The following is a 19,495-nucleotide window of genomic DNA, read 5'->3' as shown; positions in this document are numbered from 1 at the left end:
GAACGGTTGCACGACCTGCGCGAACCGGTCGGCGGGTGGCTGCCTGCGGTTAATCGCAGCGGGCCGGCGGGTGCGTTGGGTACGGTCAAGCACATGGCAGAGGTGGACAGTTCGGGCTGGATCGTGCGGCGGGCCGGTACGCGGGACCTGCGCGGGCTGGTGCGGCTGTCCAGAGTGGACCCGGCGGCCGAGTCGGTGGCGTCGGTGGCGGCGCGGGTGGCCGGGCTGCTCGCGGACTCGCGGCGTTGCATCGTCGTCGCGGAGGCCGGCGAGGAGCTGGTCGGGGTGGCGGAGGCGCAGTTCTACGGGGTGGCCATCCGGCGGGCCAGTGGCTCCGCGCGGTTGCACGACCTGTTCGTCGAGCCGTCGTGGCGCCGACGCGGCATCGCGGGGGCGCTGTTCGCCGAAGTCAGGGCGTGGGCACGGGCGTTGCCGCAGTGCCGGCACCTGGAGTGGCAGTCCTCGCCCGGCGCGCTGGCGTTCTACGAGCAGATGGGCCTGGTCGGGAACGAGGCCGACGATTCGGGGGAGTACCCGTTCTTCGAGATCCCGGTCTGAGGTCAGTCCTGGTCCCGCCGCAGGACCGTGACGCCGTCGACGACCGCGGCCGGACGGTAGTGGCGGTCCAGGATGCCCTGGAGGCGGCCCGAGGGGTCCAGTGAGCTGGGCGGGGCGTAGCGGACGATCCAGCGGGGTGCGAGCGGGCCGTCGAGCCAGCCGGCCAGCTGGGGTTCGGCCGACGGGATGGCCTGGAACGCCGAGTTCCACAGGTAGGGAAAGCCCGTCGAGCGGTCCGCGAGCAGGTAGAGGTCGGCGGAGGCGGTGAACGCGAAGACGGTGTCGGAGGGCGCGGTGTGGGTCCGCAGCCAGGTCGACATCTGCCCGTTCACCAGCTGGCGTTGGTCGTCGATGACGGCGGCGGCCCGCTGCTGCGGCGGCTTCGTCGCCAGGTCGAGCTGGACGACGAGCGGGCCGGCGACGGCGGCCGTCAGCAGGGCGGCGGAGGTCAGGACGCGGCCGCCGACCGGACGCGGCCGGGTGACCGCCACGGCGGCGAGGACGGCGAGGGGGGCGACGGCCTGGACCCAGTAGTGCGGGTGCGCGAACGGCCCGCCCAGCACGGCCAGCAGGGCCACCGCGAGCCACAGCAGCAGCGGCAGCCGACGGACCGGGCCGCGCGGCAGCGCCGCGCAGCCGAGCAGGCCGACGACGGCCAGGCCCAGCAGGTCCGGGGTGACGTGCAGGAAGGTCCGGTAGTCCGAGGCCAGCCGCGCGCCGGTCCCACCGCTGGTCGCGGCGACCGCCGACTGGAAGCCGACGACCGCGAAGTACCAGGACGACCAGCCGGTGACGGCGCCGTGGACGGCCGCCGCGGCGAGCGGAACCGCCGCGCCGCCGAGAGCGGCGAGTAGGGCTCGGCGCCTGCGGCCGGTGCTGGTCAGCGCGACCGCGAGCAGCACGACCAGGCCGTCCACCGCGGACTGCTTCACCAGCGGCGCGCAGCCGCACAGCACCCCGGCCGGTACGAGCCAGCCGGCCGCCGCCGCGCCGCGCTGCCACCAGAGGGCCGCCGCGATGCCCGCCGTGCCAACCGCGGCGGCGATCAACTCGCCATTGAACTCGTACCCTTCGACGTACGGTCCCGCGCTGACCACCGCGACCAGCAGCCCCGCGACGACGGCCGCGCGCCGGCCCGCCAGCGCCCAGGCCGCGCTCGCGGTGGCCAGCGTCAGCACGGCGGCGGCGGCCATCGCGCCCACCCGCAGCGCCGTGGCGGTGTACGACAGGTCGGTCACCAGGCGGAAGACCAGCATCAGCCCCTGCGGCCGGTCGACCCAGGCGGCGGGTGAGTAGAGGCGCGCGCCGCCTGCCCACTTCGCCGCCAGGTAGGCGTAGCCACCCTCGTCCGGATCCAGCGGCAGGCGCAGCAGCGGGAGGCGGACGGCGACGGCCAGCAGGGCGGCCAGGGCGATCGCGGTGAGCGCCGCGCCGCGTCCGTCACGCGAGATCGGTGCAGGTGGGGGCGGTGTCGGCCGCCCGCGCGCGCCGGTGCTCTTCATCCGTGGATGGTAACCGGCGTGTCCTGTGAGGCCGGTGCGGCCCGGGGGACCGGCCTGTCGGTGGGAGCGGGTCGAGGGTTGACCGCCTGTTGTCAACAGATTCCAACATGACAAAACCCTTGACGCTTGGGCATTGGCAGAGTCTTCTGTTCCCCAGCAACGTTTGAAACTGGCGGATTATGAGCGGTCATGAGGTCTTTCCGTGATTGGCTCGGGCCGTCCCACCCTCTGGAGTCCCGTCATGTCCACCCTCACGCACGGGCGCCGCCGCACGGCCGCCTCCGTCGGCCTGGCGCTCCTCCTCGCGCTGTCGGCCTGCTCCACCGGCCACGCGTCCGACGGGAGCGGGGGAGGCCTTGCCACCGTGCACGGGAAGATCCTGCTCACCTATCTGCAGAAGCAGGGCGACCAGCAGTACTTCGTCGACGAGGCGGCCGGCGCCAAAGCCAGGGCGGCCCAACTCGGTGTCGACCTCACGGTGGTGAACCTCGGCAACGACGCCGGGAAGGCGGTCGCCGAGGCGAAGTCCGCGCTGGCGGCCGGGAGCAACGGACTGGTCGTCGTCGTCCCGGACCCGGCGGTCGGCCCGCAACTCGCCCAGCTCACCGGTGACGCCAAGGTCCCGCTGCTCGCCACGGACGACCAGATCTGCGCCACCAGCCCCTACCCGTCGAACTGCGACGCGAGCCAGCTGGTGCCGCGGATCGGCTTCAGCGGCACCCAGCTGGGCATGGCGGTCGGCAAGCGGGCCGCCGAGGAGTACGGCAAGGCCGGCTGGGACGAGGGCACCACCCGGATCGTCTCCGCCTGGGAGCCGGACGTCACGGTCTGCTCGGACCGGGTGGCCGCGGCCAAGGACGCCTTCCTGGCCGCTGCGGGTGCCAGCATCCAGAAGATCGACCTGCCGACCGACAACTCCGTCGCCGGCGCCCAGAGCAGGACGGCCGCGACGATCGCCGCCAACCCCGGGGTCAGGCACTGGATCGTCTGGGGCTGCAACGACGAGAACGTCCAGGGCGCCGTCACCGCACTGCAGAACGCCGGCTTCGGCGCCGGGGACGTGATCGGGGTCGGCCTGGGCGGCTACCTCGCCTGCAAGGACTGGGGGTCCGGGCAGGCGTCCGGGATGCGGGCCGCGCTGTTCATCAACGGTAAGGACGTCGGAGCCCTGGCCGTCCAGAGCACGGTCGACCGGCTCCGCACCGGCAAGGCGTTCCCGGCCGAGGTGTTCGCCCCGACCACCATGGTCGACGCGAGCGACTGGCGGAACTCGGGCCTCCAGTGCGACTGACGCCGTAGGCGTCCGACGGCCTCCCTGCGAGCTACCATGGCGTCACGGACAGTGAGCAGTGGTGGTGGGAGTGGGGAGATGAGCGGGCGGACCGGCGGCGGTGACGGCGGGTGGCCGGTCCGGGTCCCGGTCGGCTACCGGGTCGGGCGGTATGAGGTGGTGGCGCCGCTCGCGCACGGGAGTTGGGGGAGCGTGTACGCCGGGCGGCGGCTCGACGCCGACCGGGCCGTGGACGTCGCGCTGAAGTTCCTGCCCGCGCAGCGCGGCACGCCCGGCCAGTGGGGCGCGCTGGCGGACGTGGTCGGGCGCGAGTTGGCCGCCGCCGGGCGCTGGGAGCACCCCAACCTGATCCGCACGCACGAGGCGCTGACCGTGCGGGACCCGGCCGAGCCCGCGCTGGACGGCAGCCTGGCCGTCGTGATGGACCTGGCGGCGGGCAGCCTCGCCGACCGGCTGCGCGCCGCCGAGCCCGGACGGCCGCTGGCCGGCGCCGGGCGGATTCTGTCCGACGTGCTCGCCGGGCTGGCTCATCTGCACCGGGCCGGCTGGCTGCACGGCGACCTGAAGCCCGCCAACGTGCTGCTCGCCGCCGACGGGACGGCCCGGCTGGCCGACTTCGGGCTCGCCGCCGAACTGGACGGCACCCACGCCTATCTCCCGCAGTTCGGCAGCACCGACTACCTGCCGCCCGAACGCTGGACCGAGCAGTGCACCGCGGCCGGCAGCCCGGTCCGCACCACCGCGGACCTGTGGGCCTTCGGGATCACCGCCCACCTGGTCCTCACCGGCGGCCGCTACCCCTTCCCCGGCGCCACCCACCAGACCCGGCTGGCCGCCGTGCTGGCCTACGCGCGGGGCGCCGAGTCGCTCCGGCTCGTGGAGCAACTGCCGGACGGCTGGCGGGAGATCGTCGCCGACTGCCTGGCGCCCGAGCACGCCCTGCGGGCCCGGCACCCGGCCGAGGCGCTGCGGGTCCGGGCCGCCGCGCTGCCGGCGGTGGCCGCCGGACCGCGTGCCGCACCCCAGCCGCCGCCGTCCCCGCCGCTTCCGCCGTCCCCGCGACCGCCGGCGCCGTGGCGCGCGCGTGCCGTGCGGGCCGCCCGGGCCGGTGCCGCTCTCGCCCTGGTCGCCGCGCTGGCCGCCGCCTCCGGTCCGCCGTACGGCAGTTGGGTCAGTGGCGGTGAGCTCCGGGCGGACGCCGCCGTCCCCGCCGAGTACCGCCCGGTCATCGAGAACGCCGCACACTCCTTCGACCGCAGGGCCGTCAGCCCGGCCCTGATCGCCGCGATCCTGGCGACCGAGAGCGGCTTCGACCCCAACGCCCGGGGCGTCGGCGTCGACGGCACGCCCGAGTACGGCATCGCCGGCTGGACGCCCCGGGTCTACGCGGGCTACGCGCTCGACGCCCGGGGCGACGGCCACCCCAGCTACCTGGACCCGGTCGATGCCATCTACGCGCTGGCCAATCAACTGAGCTGGGAGGATCAGCAATTGGGGACACTGCCGGGTGACCGCGCCCTGCTGCTCGCGGCCGGTTACCACACCAGCCTCTGGTACGTCCGCAGCACCGGCTGCCGCGGTCCGAAGAACGCCGACTACATCGCCCGAGTCCTCGACCACCTCCAGCAGTTCACCGATCCACGCGACGGCCGACCACCGGGAGCCCCACCATGACGGACCACGCGGCGCACACCGTGCTCGTCCAGCCGCCCGAGCTGCCCGGCCGCCCGCGAGCGGCGCTGCTCGAACTCGGCCCGGGCCAACTCGCCTCCTTCGGGCGGACGGTGGCGGGCGGGCCGACCGGCATCGCGATCGCCGACCCGGCCGTCTCCCGGCTGGCCGGCGAGATCCGGGCGACCGCCGACCACTGGCTGCTCTCCAACCTCAGCCGCGACACCACCTACGTCGTGGAGAACCCCGAGGGCGGCGGCGAGTACCTCAAGGTCGCCCCGCGCCGGCTCGGCGCGCCGGTGCCGTTCGAGTTCGCCCGCCTCCTGGTGCCCGCCTCGGACGGCTTCGTCGCCCTCAACGTCTATGCGCCGCAACACCGTTACGCCGACCAGCAGGACCAGGGCGGTGGCGAGCCGACCTGCCGGCTGTTCGCGCTCGACGAGAGCGCCAAGTACTTCCTGGTGCTGGTCGCGCTCTGCGAGCCCCGGCTGCGGGACCTGCCGAGCCCGGCCGCGGTGCCCACCGCGACGCAGATCGCGGTGCGGCTGCGCCCACTGCCGCAGTGCGCCGATCTCACCCGGTCGGCGGTCAACTTCCACCTGGACTACCTGGCCGGGCCCAAGCTCCGGCTGCGCCCCGGGCACGCCGAGCCGGCCCAGCGGATGGAGTGGAAGCGGGAGGCACTGGCCGCCCTGGCGCTGCGGATCGACCTGGTGCGCGAGGAACACCTCGCGCTGCTCCCGGCCCTGCGGACCGCGGTCCCGCCACCCTGACGCCCGTCAGGTTACCGGCCCGCCCGCCCGGCGGCAGAGTGGAGCTCGTCCCCGCCGGTCCCGACCGGCCGGCGGGGACGGCACCGACCACACACCGAACGGGAGTGAACGATGGGCACGTTGAACAGGCGGCTGGCGGGACTGGGGATCAGCGCGGTGCTGGGGGTGGCCACGCTGCTGCTGCCGGCCGCCGCCGCGCAGGCGTCCGACGGCTGCACCGCACGCGGCGACGGGACGTACAACTGCAATGTCTGGACCTACGCGCCGTCCTTCTACGAGAACAACGTCGCCACGGGCGGCGGCGTGCACGCCGGGACGAACTACTTCTACTGCCAGGCCACCGGATCGGAGGTGAACCTCAACGGCTACCACAACAACTGGTGGGCCAAGACGGACGACGACAACGGGCACAAGAACGTCTGGGTCAACGTCGTCTACCTCTCCGGCGGCGCCAACGACCAGGCCGAGCCGGGGCTGCCTCTGTGCTGAAGCGGTTCAGTCGCCCTGGGAGTCCGCCGGCAGCGGAAGGCGGGCCCCCAGAGCGGTGACCGCCTCGGCCGACCCCTGGACGGTGAGCCGGGCCTGCGCTCCGCGCCCGAACGCGAAGAGCAGCAACTCGCTCGGCTCACCACTCACCTGTACGGTCAGCGGCTCGCGCGGCCGGACCGTCAGGAACCGTCCGTCCGGGCGGCGCAGCAGCAGGCGCACGGGGGTGCGCCGCCCGGCCTCGAAGCGGGCGAGCAGCGGCAGCCGCTTCCACAGCGCCTCCTCGAACTCCGCTGCCAGTGGCCGTGGTTCCCAGTCGCCCGCGCGCCGGACGTCCTCGGCGTGCACGAAGTACTCGACCGTGTTCGCCGCCTCGTCCGCGCCCGGCAGCGCGAAGAACGACAGGCGCGGCGGCCCGGCCCGGAAGTCGCGCACCAGCTGCTCGTACGGCCGCCGCGCGTAGCCGTCCTGGACCCGCTTGGTCCACCCGGCGAACTGCCGCAGCTGGATGCCCGGCCCGGCGTCCGGCCGGCGCTCGCGCAGCAGCAGGTGGGCCGCCAGCTCCCGGGTGCGCCAGCCGGCGCAGAGCGTCGGTGCCTGCGGCCCGGCCGCGGCCAGCAGGTCGGCCAGACGGTGCCGTTCGGTGCGGGCGTGGTTCGACATGGCGTCAGGGTAGCGCCGTACTGCTCCTAAGGAGCCTGGTAGCCCTTGAGGTGTCCGGTGAGTTTGGCGCCGCCCTGCGCGGCGGAGTCGGTCAGCACGCAGGTCGCGTCCCGCAGGCCCTGGTGGTAGAAGGCCAGGTCGGGCCCGATCGGGAAGCTGTACCACCGGCCGCCGCCCTGCCGCGCCGTCCAGTCGTCGACGAACGGCTGACAGGCCTTCAGCAGCGCCTGGCCGATCTGGCTGTCCTTGGCCAGTCCCTCGGGCAGCACCGGATTGGCGATCGCCTCCCCGTCGTGCGACTGCTCGCACGGGCGCGCCTCGGCCTTGGTGATCCCCTTGCTGAGCTGCGGGTGGTCGATGCACGTCCCGGCCGGGAAGTAGGGGTAGGGAAGCTGCTTGACCGGGCTGGCGGAGGGCGTCGGCGAGGCGTGCGGGGACGGCGGCGGGGCGCGGCGGCGGCGGGGTGGTGTGCGGCCGGGCGCAGCAGCACGGCCGCCACACCGCCCGCGGCCACCAGGACGACGACGAGCGCGACCAGGCGGCCGCGGCGCCTGGGGTGGCCGGTCCGGTCGGGCGGCTGGGGCAACTCGGTGGTCATGCCGACCAGAATCGCGCAGCGGCGCTCCCGCCGTGCCGCTTTCCACCAGATCACCGGGTTTCCGCCGGATCACCCGCGGCTGCCACAATGTCGGCATGTCTTCCGCACCGTCGTCCGTGCCCGCCGCCCCCGGCAGCACCGCCCTCGACCCCGCCGTCGCCGCCCGTCTCAAGCGCACCGAGGACGGGCTGCTGCCCGCCGTGGCGCAGCAGTACGACACCGGCGAGGTGCTGATGCTCGGCTGGATGGACGACGAGGCGCTGCATCGCACGCTGACCACCGGCCGCTGCACGTACTGGAGTCGCAGCCGCAACGAGTACTGGGTCAAGGGCGACACCTCCGGCCACCTCCAGCACGTCAAGTCGGTGGCGCTGGACTGCGACGGGGACACCCTGCTGGTGCAGGTGGACCAGGTCGGCGCGGCCTGCCACACCGGCGCCCGGACCTGCTTCGACGAAGACGTTCTGCTGCCCCGCTGACACCTCCATCAACCAGAGATCGGTGCCCCTTCCATGGACCTTGAGGCCTTCCGCAAGCTCGCCGTCGACACGCGGGTCATCCCGGTCACCCGCCGGCTCCTGGCGGACGGCCTCACACCGATCGGGCTCTACCGCAGCCTCGCGGCCGAGCGCCCCGGCACCTTCCTGCTCGAATCGGCCGAGCAGGGCCGCAGTTGGTCGCGCTACTCGTTCGTCGGGGTGCGCTGCGCGGCCACCCTGACGGCCGACCCGGACGGCAACGCCCGCTGGCACGGCACCCCGCCGGTCGGCATCCCGACCACCGGCGACCCGCTGCAGGTGCTGCGCGCCACCGTCGAGGCGCTGCACACGCCGCGCCACGACGACGACGGCCTGCCGCCGCTCACCGGCGGCCTGGTCGGCTACCTCGGCTACGACATCGTCCGCCGGCTGGAGAAGCTGCCGAACCTCACCCCGGACGACCTGAAGCTGCCCGAGCTGACCATGCTGCTCGCCACCGACCTGGCCGTGCTCGACCACGTCGACGGCACCGTGCTGCTGATCGCCAACGCGGTCAACCACAACGACCTCGCCAGCGGCGTGGACGAGGCCCACGCGGACGCCGTCGCCCGGCTGGACGCGATGGAGGCCGAGCTGCGCAAGCCCGTCGACCCGGGCCTGGCCACCTTCACCCCGACCGCCGCCGCCGACGCCCGTTCGCCCTTCGGTGGGGCGCCCTACCAGGCCGCCGTCGAGCTGGTGAAGGAGCGGATCCGGGCCGGCGAGGCGTTCCAGGTGGTCCCCTCGCAGCGCTTCGAGACGCCCTGCCCCGCCTCCGCGCTGGACGTCTACCGGGTGCTGCGCACCACCAACCCCAGCCCGTACATGTACCTCTTCCGGTTCCCCGGCCCGGACGGCACCGCCGAGGGCGGCTTCGACGTGGTCGGCTCCAGCCCCGAGGCGCTGGTGAAGGTGACCGGACGCCAGGCGATGGTGCATCCGATCGCCGGCACCCGGCACCGCGGCGCCACCCCGCAGGAGGACGCCGACCTCGCCGCCGAGCTGCTCGCCGACCCCAAGGAGCGCGCCGAGCACCTGATGCTGGTCGACCTCGGCCGCAACGACCTGGGCCGGGTCTGCACGCCGGGCAGCGTCGAGGTGGTCGACTTCATGTCCGTCGAGCGCTACAGCCACGTGATGCACATCGTCTCGACGGTGACCGGCGAGGTCGCGGCCGACCGCACCGCCTTCGACGTGCTGACCGCCTGCTTCCCGGCCGGCACCCTCTCCGGCGCCCCCAAGCCCCGCGCGATGCGGATCATCGAAGAACTCGAACCCACCCGCCGCGGCCTCTACGGCGGCTGCGTCGGCTACCTGGACTTCGCCGGAGACTCCGACACCGCGATCGCCATCCGCACCGCCGTCCTGCGCGACAACATCGCCTACGTCCAGGCCGGCGCGGGCGTCGTCGCCGACTCCGACCCGGTCAGCGAGGACACCGAGTGCCGCAACAAGGCCGCTGCCGTCCTACGCGCCGTCGCCACCGCCAACACCCTGCGCCCGCCAGTATCCTGAGGGTCACAAGGACGTCGAAGTCGCACGGAGAGGCGCCGAGGATGACCGCGATGAGCACCGAGAGCGCCTGGGACCTGGTGGGGGATCCGCAATTCCCGCGCGGCTACCGGGTGGAGATCACGGACGGGAAGATCATCCTGACCCCTCAGGGGGAGAGGCAGTGGAATGTCATCCTTGAGGCTGCCCCGTAGATCGAGGCACAGCTCGCAGGGCATGGTGACATCCTCTCGAACGTCATGGTCGACTTCCCGTCCAGCCTCTACGGCTACGCCCCCGACCTCGCGATCGTCGCCCCCGGCGCCGAGCACAACAGCCGTGGCCGCTACGAATGGCACGACCTCGAAGCCGTCCTGGAGATCGTCTCCAAGTCCAACCAGGACAACGACTTCGTCAAGAAGCTGAGGCTCTACGCCGAGTGCGGTATCCCGGTCTACGTGGTCATCGACCCGGCCGGGGCGGTCTGCACGGTCCACAGCGCTCCGCAGAGCACCGGCAGCTACCGGAAGACCGGGGCGGTGCCCTTCGGTGAGGACCTGGTGGTCCCGCTCGACGGTCGCGAGATCGTGATCCGCACCGGTCAGTTCCCCCGGGACGACGCCGCGCGATAGGGCCGGTGCGGGGTGGTGAGCGGGGGCGGGGGATAGTGGACGGGTGACCGTGATTCCCCCGCCCCGTGCCTCGTCCGTCCCCGCCGCCGCCGGTTCCTCCCGGCGGAGCCTGGCGCTGATGCTGCTGCTGACCGTCCTGGGGGCCGTGCTGGTGCTCACCGCGGTGAGCAGGACCTGGGCGCAGGGGCGGGTCAGCGGGCAGCTGGCGGTCAGTGCGACCGGGAGCGAGATCTCCGGGCTGCCGGGGGCGCTGGCGCTGGTGGGGCTGGCTTCGGCGGTGGCGGTGTTCGCCGTCCGCGGGGCGGGCCGGATCGCGGTCGGCGCGCTGGTCGCGCTGGCGGGGCTGGGCGCCGCGGTGGCCGCCGCGCTGGGGGCCGGCGACACCTCGACGGTGGACGCCACCGCCGCCACCAAGCTCGGGCTGGTGGGGACCACGGCCGACCACGTGACGCACAGCGCCTGGCCGTGGGTCGCGCTGGCCGGCGCGCTGCTGCTGGCCGGGGCGGGCCTGCTGACCGTCCTGCGCGGGGGCGGCTGGCCGACCATGGGCACCCGCTACGACGCCCCCGCCGCCGCGAAGGCTCGCCCGGCGGCCGGGCCCGCGGACACCCCCGCCGACTTCTGGAAGGCCCTGGACCGCGGCGAGGACCCCACCGCGGGCTGAGACCGACCGTGACCGCTGTCACCCCGACCCCGCTTTGGGGCGGACGTAAGAGTCCGCAACAATGGAGGGTGACAATCCGCCGGGGCCCGGTCGGGGCGAGAGCCCGCGCCCACCTGGCCGGAACCCGGTAGGACCGTAGAGCCAAGGAGCACCCTCACATGTCGGCAGCATCGCACGGACACACCGTCGCCGCCTGGACCGGTTCGGCCATCGCCTTCGTCGGCTTCTGCATCAGCGGCGCGGCCATGATCATGGCCTCGGTGCCGCTCTTCTGGGGCGGCATGGTCGTGGTCGTCGCGGCCGGCGTGGTCGGCAAGGCCATGGCGATGGCGGGCATGGGCAAGCAGCCCAACCCGGCCGTGGAGGCCCTCAAGGCGGAGGCGCGCGAGACGCGTCAGGCCGAGGCCCGTCAGGCCGCGACCGCCTGACCCAGCCGGTGAGCGGGCCCGGTGCGGCCCGTACCAGCTGGTGAGTTCTCCCCGGACCGGGGCGTGAGTCGAGCGACTCGCGCCCCGGTCCGCGTGTGTGCGCCCGGCAGTGTCCGCGCGGCGGGTCCGATCGGGTGACGCGGCGGTGCAGAATCAACCCCGTGACCGCCTCCCGCACCTCGGCCGGTGAGCTTTCCGCGCTGCGCCGCCTCGCCCGTCCGTTCGGCGCACTCGCTGCCGTCGCCCTGCCCACCCTGTACGTCTCGGCCGTCGACCCGAACGCCCCGGGCCACTACCCGACCTGCCCGTTCCTCCAGGCCACCGGCTGGTGGTGTCCCGGCTGCGGCGGGCTGCGCTGCGTCCACGCGCTCAGCCACGGCGACCTGACGGCCGCCTGCCACGACAACCTGCTCGCGGTCGCGCTCTTCGGCGTGCTGGGCGTGCTGTGGGTGCGCTGGGCCTGGGCGGCGCTGACCAACGGCGCGCCGCCGCGGATCGCCTTCGGGCTGCGCGGCACGGTGGCGCTGCTCGCCCTGCTGGTGGCGTTCACGGTCTTCCGCAACCTCCCGGGCGGCGCCGGCCTGGCGCCCCCGCTGGTCTGACGGCGGCCCGCCGCCGGTCTGACCTGCGAGACGACCGTCGGCCCTCACCGCCGCCGTCCGGTCCGCTCCGCGAGACGCGCGCCGGGCGGATGCGCCCCGTGCGCCCCGGTGCCGATACCATCGAGGTGCCAACGGGGGCGCTTCACCATCGGATCCCCGCCGGTCCGAGCGACTCGCGACCGTGGCCTCGACGTGCATGGTGACGTGCGTGTCCTGACGTGATGTGTCCGGACGTACGCGGTCGGAGTCGGCACTGTCGACCCGGGCGTGGCGCCACCGGTCGCATCTTCCGGCTAGCAGATTGATGGGGGCGCCAGCGTGAGCGTGCTCGACGAGATCATTGACGGGGTCCGCGAGGACCTCGCCGAGCGGCAGGCCCGGGTCTCCCTGGACGAACTCAAGGAGCTGGCCGCCAAGGCCCCCGACGCGAAGGACGGCGTGGCCGCCCTGCGCGGCGAGGGCGTCCGGGTGATCTGCGAGGTCAAGCGCTCCAGCCCCTCCAAGGGCGCGCTCGCCGCGATCGCCGACCCGGCCGCGCTGGCGGTCGACTACGCGGCCGGCGGCGCCGCCGCGATCAGCGTGCTGACCGAGCAGCGCCGCTTCGGCGGCTCGCTCGCCGATCTGGACGCGGTCCGGGCGGCGGTGGACACCCCGCTGCTGCGCAAGGACTTCATCGTCACCGCCTACCAGCTCTGGGAGGCCCGCGCCCACGGCGCCGACCTCGCGCTGCTGATCGTGGCCGCGCTGGAGCAGGAAGCCCTGGTCTCGCTGATCGAGCGGGCCGAGTCGATCGGCCTGACCCCGCTGGTCGAGGTGCACGACGAGGAGGAGATCGCCCGCGCGGTCGACGCCGGGGCGCGGATCATCGGCGTGAACGCGCGCAACCTCAAGACCCTCGAGGTGGACCGCAACACCTTCGGCAACGTGGTGGACGCGATCCCGTCGCACATCGTCAAGATCGCCGAGTCGGGCGTGCGCGGCCCGCACGACCTGATCGCCTACGCCAACCTGGGCGCGGACGCCGTCCTGGTCGGCGAGTCGCTGGTGACCGGCAAGGACCCGAAGGCCGCGGTCGCGGACCTGGTGGCGGCCGGCGCCCATCCGGCGCTGCGCAACAACGGACGGGGCTGACCCTCCGATGAGTGCCCGTCTCGCCCCCGGCTGCCGCCCGCGCGGCTGCCGCGCGCCCGCGCGCCGGGTGCTGGGGCGGCGGGTCAGGTACGTGATCGGCTGTGAGCCGGGTCAGGTGCCGGGACGCCGATGGCGCGGGACAGCCGGCTGACGCCGTTCCCGCCCCACGTCATCGCATGCCCGACATCTCAGCCAAGGACTCTGTCATGTCCGAGAACGACTACCTGCCCGGTGCCCAGGTCCCCGACGCCCGGGGCTACTTCGGCGCGTACGGCGGCCGCTTCATCCCGGAGGCGCTGATCGCCGCCGTGGAACAGGTCGCCGACGAGTACGAGAAGGCCAAGAACGACCCGGCCTTCCTCGCCGAACTCGACCTGCTCCTGAAGGACTACACCGGCCGCCCGAGCCCGCTCACCGACGTCGACCGCTTCTCCGCGGAGGCGGGCGGCGCGCGGGTGCTGCTCAAGCGCGAGGACCTGAACCACACCGGTTCGCACAAGATCAACAACGTGCTGGGCCAGGCACTGCTCACCCGGCGGATGGGCAAGACCCGGATCATCGCCGAGACCGGCGCCGGCCAGCACGGCGTGGCCACCGCCACCGCCTGCGCGCTCTTCGGCTTCGAGTGCACCATCTACATGGGCGAGGTCGACACCGAGCGCCAGGCGCTCAACGTGGCCCGGATGCGGATGCTGGGCGCCGAGGTCATCGCGGTGAAGTCCGGCAGCCGCACGCTCAAGGACGCCATCAACGAGGCGTTCCGCGACTGGGTCGCCAACGTGGACTCCACCCACTACCTCTTCGGCACGGTGGCGGGACCGCACCCGTTCCCGGCGATGGTCCGCGACTTCCACCGGGTGATCGGCATCGAGGCCCGCGCCCAGGTCCTGGAGCGCACCGGCCGGCTCCCCGACGCCGTGGTCGCCTGCGTCGGCGGCGGCTCCAACGCGATGGGCATCTTCCACGAGTTCATCCCGGACGCGGGGGTGCGCCTGATCGGCTGCGAGGCGGCCGGCGAGGGCGCCGAGACGCCGCGCCACGCGGCCACCCTGACCAAGGGCGACCCGGGCGTGCTGCACGGCGCCCGCACCTACGTCCTGCAGGACGAGGACGGCCAGACCATCGAGAGCCACTCCATCTCGGCCGGTCTGGACTACCCGGGCGTCGGCCCGGAGCACGCCTGGCTGAAGGACACCGGACGGGCCGAGTACCGCCCGGTGACCGACGACGACGCCATGCAGGCACTGCGCCTGCTGTCCCGCACCGAGGGCATCATCCCGGCGATCGAGAGCGCCCACGCGCTGGCCGGCGCCCTGGTGCTGGGCCGCGAGCTCGGCCCGCAGGCCACCATCCTGGTCAGCCTCTCCGGCCGTGGCGACAAGGACATGCACACCGCCGCGCAGTACTTCGGCCTCTACGACAGCGAGGGCAAGTAACCATGAACTCGAAGTTGAGTGAGGTCCTCGCCGCCGCCAAGGCGGAGAACCGCGCGGCCCTGATCGGCTACCTCCCGGCCGGCTTCCCGAGCGTCGAGGGCGGGATCCGGGCGGTCCGCGCGCTGATCGAGGGCGGCTGCGACATCGTCGAGGTCGGCCTGCCGCACTCCGACCCGGTGCTGGACGGCCCGACCATCCAGACCGCGGACGACATCGCGCTGCGCGGCGGCGTCCGGATCAAGGACGTGCTGCGCACGGTCCAGGAGGTGGCCGGGTCCGCCCCGGAGGCGGCCGTGCTGGTCATGACGTACTGGAACCCGGTGGACCGCTACGGCGTCGCCCGGTTCGCCGCCGACCTGGCCGCGGCCGGGGGAGCGGGCGTCATCCTGCCGGACCTCCCGGTCGAGGAGTCCGAGGAGTGGCGCAAGGCGGCCGGCGAGCACGGGCTCGACACCGTCTTCGTGGTCGCGCCCAGCAGCAAGGACAAGCGGCTCGCCGAGGTGACCTCGGCCGGCAGCGGGTTCGTCTACGCGGCCGCCGTGATGGGCGTGACCGGCAGCCGGGCCCAGGTCGGCACCATGGCGCACGACCTGGTCGACCGCACCCGGGCCACCACCGACCTGCCGGTCTGCGTCGGCCTCGGCGTCTCCACCGCCGCGCAGGCCACCGAGGTGGCCGGCTTCGCCGACGGTGTGATCGTCGGCTCGGCGTTCGTCCAGCGGATCCTGGACGCGGGCGAGGACGAGGAGGCCGCGCTGGCGGCCGTCCGCTCGCTGGCGGCCGAGCTCGCCGAGGGCGTCCGCCGCCGCTGAGCCACCGCCGGATCGCCGGCCCGACGGCCCGTCACCCCCGCCCGGGGGTGACGGGCCGTCGGCGTGTTCCCCGTACGAGTGAACTATCGGGCCGTGACGTGTCATCGGCACCAGCCGGGCGTTGGACGGGCAGCGGCTTGGGGACTCTTCCCTGTCGTCACTGTTCGTACACTTCTCAACAATCCCAGCCGCTCCGAAGGGATCGCCGTGGCCTGTCTCCAGCGTGCTGTACTCCTGCGGGCGGCTGCCGCCGCCCTGGTGCTGGGCGTGGCCTTCGGGGGTGAGCACGTGGTGGGGGCGGCGCTGGCCAGGCGAGGGGCGGAGCAGGCGGCCCGGCAGGCGTACCCGCGGCACGGCGAGGACCAGGCGCAGGCGGCCCTGCGGGCGGCCCGGTCCGGCGCGCGGGGGCAGCGCCCGACGCTCCCCGCGTCGGGTGGCGGCGTGAGTGCGGAGCCGATCGTCAACCAGGGCAGATAGGGCATGCACCCTCATTCGGGTGAATGGGGCAATGTGCGGGAACCGGGTGATATCCCCTACGGTTCGTCAAGTAGCCCCGGCGGCAGGCCTGCCCGGGCAGATGGCGTTCCCGAGGGGGTCTTCCGATGGCCAGTCAGCAGCACAGTCCGCCCAGCCGGGCGGGTGGGGCGCACGGCTCCACGGCCGGTGAGCGGTCACCGCTGCGCCGGGTGACCGACGGGCCGGCCGCCGAGTGGATCAGCACCGCCGCCCGGCTCGGCCTGGCGGTCGTCTGGGCGTGGGCCGGGCTGGCCAAGGTCTCCGACCCGGCGGTGGCCGCGCAGGCCGTCCGGGCCTACCGGCTGCTGCCCGAGGGGCTGGTCAAACCGGTCGGCTACGGGCTGCCGTTCCTGGAGATCGCGCTGGCCGTGCTGCTGGTGATCGGCCTGGGCGTGCGGATCGCCGCGGTGATCTCCGCGGTGCTCCTGCTGACCTTCATCGCGGGGATCAGCTCGGCCTGGGCGCGCGGCATCTCGATCGACTGCGGCTGCTTTGGCGGCGGCGGCGCGGTGGACGCCTCGCAGACCGAGTACCTGCAGGAGATCCTGCGCGACATCGGCTTCCTGCTGCTGGCGCTCTGGCTGGTCTTCCGGCCCCGCACCAAGGTGTCCGTGGACGCCTGGCTGGCCGCCTAGTGACGCGGCACTAGCCCGTCCGTCGGCGCAGCCGCCCAGCCGGCTGTGACCTCCCACCCGTCTGTGACCTCCCACCGAACCCGCCGAGTCTGCTGAGAGCTAAGTCAATGAGTGAGAAGAACCGAGAAGGCAAGCGCACGGCCCGTGAGCGGATGCGGGAGGACCGGGCCGCTCAGGAGGCCAGGGACAGCCGCAAGAAGAAGATGATCGTCCTGGGTTCGGTCATCGCGGTACTGGCGGTCGCGGTCGGCGTCGGCGTCGTCGTGCAGAACCAGCGCTCCAAGCCGGACACCCCTACCGCCTCCCCGGCCGGCGCGATCGGCAACAAGAACCTGGTGATCCCGGACGGCCCGGCCAACGCGCCCTCCACGCTGACCGTCTACGAGGACCCGCGCTGCCCGGCCTGCGGCCAGTTCGAGCGCCAGTTCGCGCCCACCATCGACCAGTTGCAGGACCAGGGCAAGCTCTACGGCAACTACCACATCGTGTCGTTCATCGACCGGCACGACAACGGCAAGGGCTCCAAGAACGGCGCCAACGCGCTCGCCTGCGCTCAGGACGCCGGGTACTTCCGGGCCTACCACGACGTGCTGTACCGCAACCAGCCGGACGAGACGGTCGACAGCTGGAAGGACAAGTCCCAGCTGATCGCGCTCGCCAAGCAGGTGCCGGGCCTGGACACGCCCGCCTTCGAGAGCTGTGTCAACAGCAACAAGTTCGGCAGCTGGGTCTCCGCGGTGGAGCAGGACTTCGACAAGTCCGGCTACACCTCGACGCCGACCATCCTGCTCAACGGCAAGCCGATCTACCCCAAGAACGGCAACGACGAGATCACCCCGGACAACCTGGTGAAGTGGGTCAACGAGGCCAACGCCGGCAAGACGCCGGGCACCACCGGCTCGGCCTCGGCCAGCCCCGCGCCGACCAGCACGGCCGCCGAGACCGACCCCAACCAGCCCGTTCCCCCCGCGGCGGGCTGAGCCCGGGGACCCCGCGTCCACGGCGCCGCTCCGCACGACGCGGAGCGGCGCCGTTTCCGAACCGGTACCCCGGTCGGTACCGGAAGCAAGGTCACGACACGGTAGCGTCGACCCTGCCATGGATATCGCTTACATTCCGAGCCCGTCGCGGGGCGTCCTCTATCTCGGACCCGTCCCGCTTCGCGCGTACGCCTTCTGCATCATCATCGGTGTCGCCGTCGCCGTCTGGCTCGGCAGCAAGCGCTGGGTCGCCCGCGGCGGCGCCAAGCACACGGTCGGTGACATCGCCGTCTGGGCGGTGCCGTTCGGTCTGGTGGGCGGCCGCCTCTACCACGTGATCACCGACAACCAGCTCTACTTCGGCCCGGGGATGGACCCCTGGAACGCCCTGCGGATCTGGGAGGGCGGCCTCGGCATCTGGGGGGCGATCGCGCTGGGCGCGGTGGGCGCCTGGATCGGCTGCCGCCGCCGGGGCGTACCGCTGCCCGCCTACGCGGACGCCATCGCGCCGGGCATCGCGCTCGCGCAGGCCTGCGGACGCTGGGGCAACTGGTTCAACCAGGAGCTGTACGGCAAGGCCACCACGATGCCCTGGGGCCTGGAGATCCACAAGACCAACCCCGACGGCAGCGTGGTCAACGGCGTCTTCCAGCCGACCTTCCTCTACGAGTCGCTCTGGTGCGTCGGGGTCGCGCTGCTGGTGCTCTGGGCCGACCGCCGCTTCACGCTGGGCCACGGCCGGGCGTTCGCGCTCTACGTCGCCGCCTACACCGTGGGGCGCGCCTGGATCGAGTATCTGCGGATCGACGAGGCCCACCACATCCTGGGCCTGCGGCTCAACGACTGGACCTGCCTGGTCGTCTTCGTCGGCGCGGTCGCCTATCTGGTGATCGTCGGCCGCAAGCGGCCCGGGCGGGAGGCCCCGGACTCCATCGACCCGGAGGCCGGCGCCAAGCCGGAGAGTGAGCCGCAGAGCGCCGAGCTGGACGCGGTGGACGCGCTCAAGGCGGTGGACGAGGCCGACGAGAAGCCGGCGCAGGAGTCGGCGGACGTCGCGGACGCTGCGGACGCCGCAGAGGAGAAGGCCGCCGTCACCGCCGACGGCGCGGCCGCTTCCTGACCCGTTGTGACATCGGACCCCGGAGCCCGGCTCCGGGGTCCGACCCATGTCCGGGTAAAACCGCAGGTCAGGGAGGTTAGCCAGGGCTTGCTTGCTGGAAACCGTCAGACGATCGGACTAGTTTCATCGCATGAGAGCCCTTGGGCAGCCCCTTTTCTCACGGCCGTTTCGCCGTGCCCGGCTGCGCTGAAGGGGGGACGCCCGACCGAAGGACCAGCGCCGTGACCGTGACCATCGCAGAATCGACCATCACCGCGGAGGTCACCGAGCCGCTCGCCGCGGAGGCGCACCAGCACAGCCACCGCGACGTCAACGGCGGCTGGCTGCGCCCGGCCGTCTTCGGCGCGATGGACGGCCTGGTCTCCAACTTCGCCCTGATGACCGGCGTGGTCGGCGGCGCCGCGAGCAGCAGCGTCGTGATCATCACCGGTCTGGCCGGGCTCGCCGCCGGCGCCTGCTCGATGGCGGCGGGGGAGTACACCTCGGTCGCCTCGCAGCGCGAACTGGTCCAGGCCGAGCTGGAGATCGAGCGCCGGGAGCTGGCCCGCAACCCGCAGGACGAGCTGGCCGAGCTGACCAACCTCTACATCTCCCGCGGTGTGCAGCCCGAGCTCGCCCGCGAGGTGGCGATCCAGCTCTCCGCCGACCCCGAGCAGGCGCTGGAGATCCATGCGCGGGAGGAACTCGGGATCGACCCGCACGACCTCCCCTCCCCGCTGGTCGCCGCCGTCTCCTCGTTCGGCTGCTTCGCGCTCGGCGCTCTGCTGCCGCTGCTGCCGTACCTGCTGGGCGCGACCTCGCTGTTGCCCGCCCTGGTGCTGGCCGTGCTGGGACTGTTCCTCTGCGGCGCGGTGGTGGCCCGGGTGACCGCGCGCAGCTGGTGGTTCAGCGGTCTGCGCCAGCTGGTGCTGGGCGGCGCGGCGGCCGGTGTGACGTACCTGCTGGGGTCGCTGATCGGCGGCCACCTCGGCTGACGCGGTCGGTGGCG

At 73.3% G+C, this 19,495-nt stretch carries 24 protein-coding genes; 21 read left to right on the top strand and 3 right to left on the bottom strand.

The window, feature by feature from the left end; genetic code table 11:
• Positions 1–93 precede the first annotated feature (93 nt).
• Positions 94–558, top strand: coding sequence for a GNAT family N-acetyltransferase (locus BS80_RS38370; RefSeq protein ID WP_051967585.1), 465 nt, complete (start codon positions 94–96; stop codon positions 556–558).
• Positions 559–560: 2 nt separating this feature from the next.
• Here the strand turns inward: BS80_RS38370 and BS80_RS34495 are convergent, their stop codons facing one another.
• On the bottom strand, positions 561–2,060 hold the full coding sequence (locus tag BS80_RS34495) for a hypothetical protein (protein WP_035805431.1): 1,500 nt from the start codon (positions 2,058–2,060) through the stop codon (positions 561–563).
• A gap of 241 nt (positions 2,061–2,301) precedes the next feature.
• Here BS80_RS34495 and BS80_RS34490 point away from each other — a divergent pair, with 241 nt between their 5' ends.
• The 4 genes from BS80_RS34490 (at position 2,302) to BS80_RS34475 (ending at position 6,284) form a co-directional block, all read left to right on the top strand.
• Entirely contained in the window at positions 2,302–3,351 is a 1,050-nt protein-coding gene (locus tag BS80_RS34490; RefSeq protein WP_035805430.1) for a substrate-binding domain-containing protein, read from the top strand.
• Between the two features lie 78 nt (positions 3,352–3,429).
• Positions 3,430–5,025: a serine/threonine-protein kinase gene (locus BS80_RS43700; protein ID WP_035805427.1), complete on the top strand. Its 1,596-nt coding sequence runs from the start codon at positions 3,430–3,432 to the stop codon at positions 5,023–5,025.
• Complete coding sequence (locus tag BS80_RS34480; RefSeq protein WP_035805425.1) at positions 5,022–5,795, top strand: hypothetical protein; 774 nt, start codon at positions 5,022–5,024, stop codon at positions 5,793–5,795. The genes BS80_RS43700 and BS80_RS34480 overlap by 4 nt, the downstream gene beginning before the upstream one ends.
• A gap of 111 nt (positions 5,796–5,906) precedes the next feature.
• A complete protein-coding gene (locus BS80_RS34475; RefSeq protein WP_035805424.1) occupies positions 5,907–6,284 on the top strand; it encodes a hypothetical protein in 378 nt (125 codons plus the stop codon).
• Positions 6,285–6,290: 6 nt separating this feature from the next.
• Here the strand turns inward: BS80_RS34475 and BS80_RS34470 are convergent, their stop codons facing one another.
• Positions 6,291–6,944, bottom strand: coding sequence for a TIGR03085 family metal-binding protein (locus BS80_RS34470; RefSeq protein WP_035805423.1), 654 nt, complete (start codon positions 6,942–6,944; stop codon positions 6,291–6,293).
• Between the two features lie 26 nt (positions 6,945–6,970).
• Entirely contained in the window at positions 6,971–7,213 is a 243-nt protein-coding gene (locus BS80_RS34465) for a hypothetical protein (RefSeq protein WP_035805421.1), read from the bottom strand.
• A gap of 424 nt (positions 7,214–7,637) precedes the next feature.
• Here BS80_RS34465 and hisI point away from each other — a divergent pair, with 424 nt between their 5' ends.
• The 16 genes from hisI to BS80_RS34395 all read left to right on the top strand — a co-directional run bounded on the left by hisI (position 7,638) and on the right by BS80_RS34395 (position 19,481).
• Positions 7,638–8,021, top strand: a complete 384-nt coding sequence (gene hisI, locus BS80_RS34460) for a phosphoribosyl-AMP cyclohydrolase (protein WP_035805418.1) — start codon at positions 7,638–7,640, stop codon at positions 8,019–8,021.
• Between the two features lie 33 nt (positions 8,022–8,054).
• The gene (locus BS80_RS34455; RefSeq protein ID WP_035805415.1) at positions 8,055–9,575 is read left to right on the top strand and encodes an anthranilate synthase component I; all 1,521 of its coding nucleotides are present in this window, start codon (positions 8,055–8,057) and stop codon (positions 9,573–9,575) included.
• A gap of 50 nt (positions 9,576–9,625) precedes the next feature.
• Positions 9,626–9,766, top strand: a complete 141-nt coding sequence (locus BS80_RS41385) for a hypothetical protein (protein ID WP_157536758.1) — start codon at positions 9,626–9,628, stop codon at positions 9,764–9,766.
• A 45-nt stretch (positions 9,767–9,811) separates the two neighbouring features.
• Positions 9,812–10,183, top strand: a complete 372-nt coding sequence (locus tag BS80_RS34450) for a Uma2 family endonuclease (protein ID WP_035805412.1) — start codon at positions 9,812–9,814, stop codon at positions 10,181–10,183.
• 43 nt (positions 10,184–10,226) lie between these two features.
• Complete coding sequence (locus BS80_RS34445; RefSeq protein ID WP_035805409.1) at positions 10,227–10,847, top strand: TIGR02234 family membrane protein; 621 nt, start codon at positions 10,227–10,229, stop codon at positions 10,845–10,847.
• 158 nt (positions 10,848–11,005) lie between these two features.
• Positions 11,006–11,275, top strand: a complete 270-nt coding sequence (locus BS80_RS34440; protein WP_051967584.1) for an HGxxPAAW family protein — start codon at positions 11,006–11,008, stop codon at positions 11,273–11,275.
• A 161-nt stretch (positions 11,276–11,436) separates the two neighbouring features.
• A complete protein-coding gene (locus tag BS80_RS34435; RefSeq protein WP_051967583.1) occupies positions 11,437–11,877 on the top strand; it encodes a DUF2752 domain-containing protein in 441 nt (146 codons plus the stop codon).
• Between the two features lie 318 nt (positions 11,878–12,195).
• The gene (gene trpC / locus BS80_RS34430; RefSeq protein ID WP_035805405.1) at positions 12,196–13,008 is read left to right on the top strand and encodes an indole-3-glycerol phosphate synthase TrpC; all 813 of its coding nucleotides are present in this window, start codon (positions 12,196–12,198) and stop codon (positions 13,006–13,008) included.
• 7 nt (positions 13,009–13,015) lie between these two features.
• Positions 13,016–13,159, top strand: coding sequence for a tryptophan biosynthesis modulator TrpM (trpM, locus tag BS80_RS44210; protein WP_408607460.1), 144 nt, complete (start codon positions 13,016–13,018; stop codon positions 13,157–13,159).
• Between the two features lie 55 nt (positions 13,160–13,214).
• Entirely contained in the window at positions 13,215–14,444 is a 1,230-nt protein-coding gene (gene trpB, locus BS80_RS34425; RefSeq protein ID WP_035805403.1) for a tryptophan synthase subunit beta, read from the top strand.
• Positions 14,445–14,446: 2 nt separating this feature from the next.
• Positions 14,447–15,256, top strand: a complete 810-nt coding sequence (gene trpA, locus BS80_RS34420; protein WP_035805400.1) for a tryptophan synthase subunit alpha — start codon at positions 14,447–14,449, stop codon at positions 15,254–15,256.
• A gap of 207 nt (positions 15,257–15,463) precedes the next feature.
• Positions 15,464–15,733: a hypothetical protein gene (locus tag BS80_RS34415; RefSeq protein WP_035805399.1), complete on the top strand. Its 270-nt coding sequence runs from the start codon at positions 15,464–15,466 to the stop codon at positions 15,731–15,733.
• Between the two features lie 125 nt (positions 15,734–15,858).
• Positions 15,859–16,407 (top strand): MauE/DoxX family redox-associated membrane protein, encoded by a 549-nt coding sequence (locus BS80_RS34410; protein WP_083975688.1) that lies wholly within the window; start codon positions 15,859–15,861, stop codon positions 16,405–16,407.
• Between the two features lie 107 nt (positions 16,408–16,514).
• Positions 16,515–17,387, top strand: a complete 873-nt coding sequence (locus BS80_RS34405) for a DsbA family protein (RefSeq protein ID WP_035805398.1) — start codon at positions 16,515–16,517, stop codon at positions 17,385–17,387.
• Positions 17,388–17,505: 118 nt separating this feature from the next.
• A complete protein-coding gene (gene lgt, locus BS80_RS34400; RefSeq protein WP_035805397.1) occupies positions 17,506–18,507 on the top strand; it encodes a prolipoprotein diacylglyceryl transferase in 1,002 nt (333 codons plus the stop codon).
• A gap of 248 nt (positions 18,508–18,755) precedes the next feature.
• The gene (locus tag BS80_RS34395) at positions 18,756–19,481 is read left to right on the top strand and encodes a VIT1/CCC1 transporter family protein (protein WP_035806781.1); all 726 of its coding nucleotides are present in this window, start codon (positions 18,756–18,758) and stop codon (positions 19,479–19,481) included.
• The last annotated feature ends 14 nt before the right edge of the window (positions 19,482–19,495 follow it).

The sequence above is a fragment of the Kitasatospora mediocidica KCTC 9733 genome (genome assembly GCF_000744225.1).
In the GTDB taxonomy this organism is placed as follows: Bacteria; Actinomycetota; Actinomycetes; order Streptomycetales; family Streptomycetaceae; genus Kitasatospora; species Kitasatospora mediocidica.
This window is presented reverse-complemented; position numbering and strand designations above follow the sequence as displayed.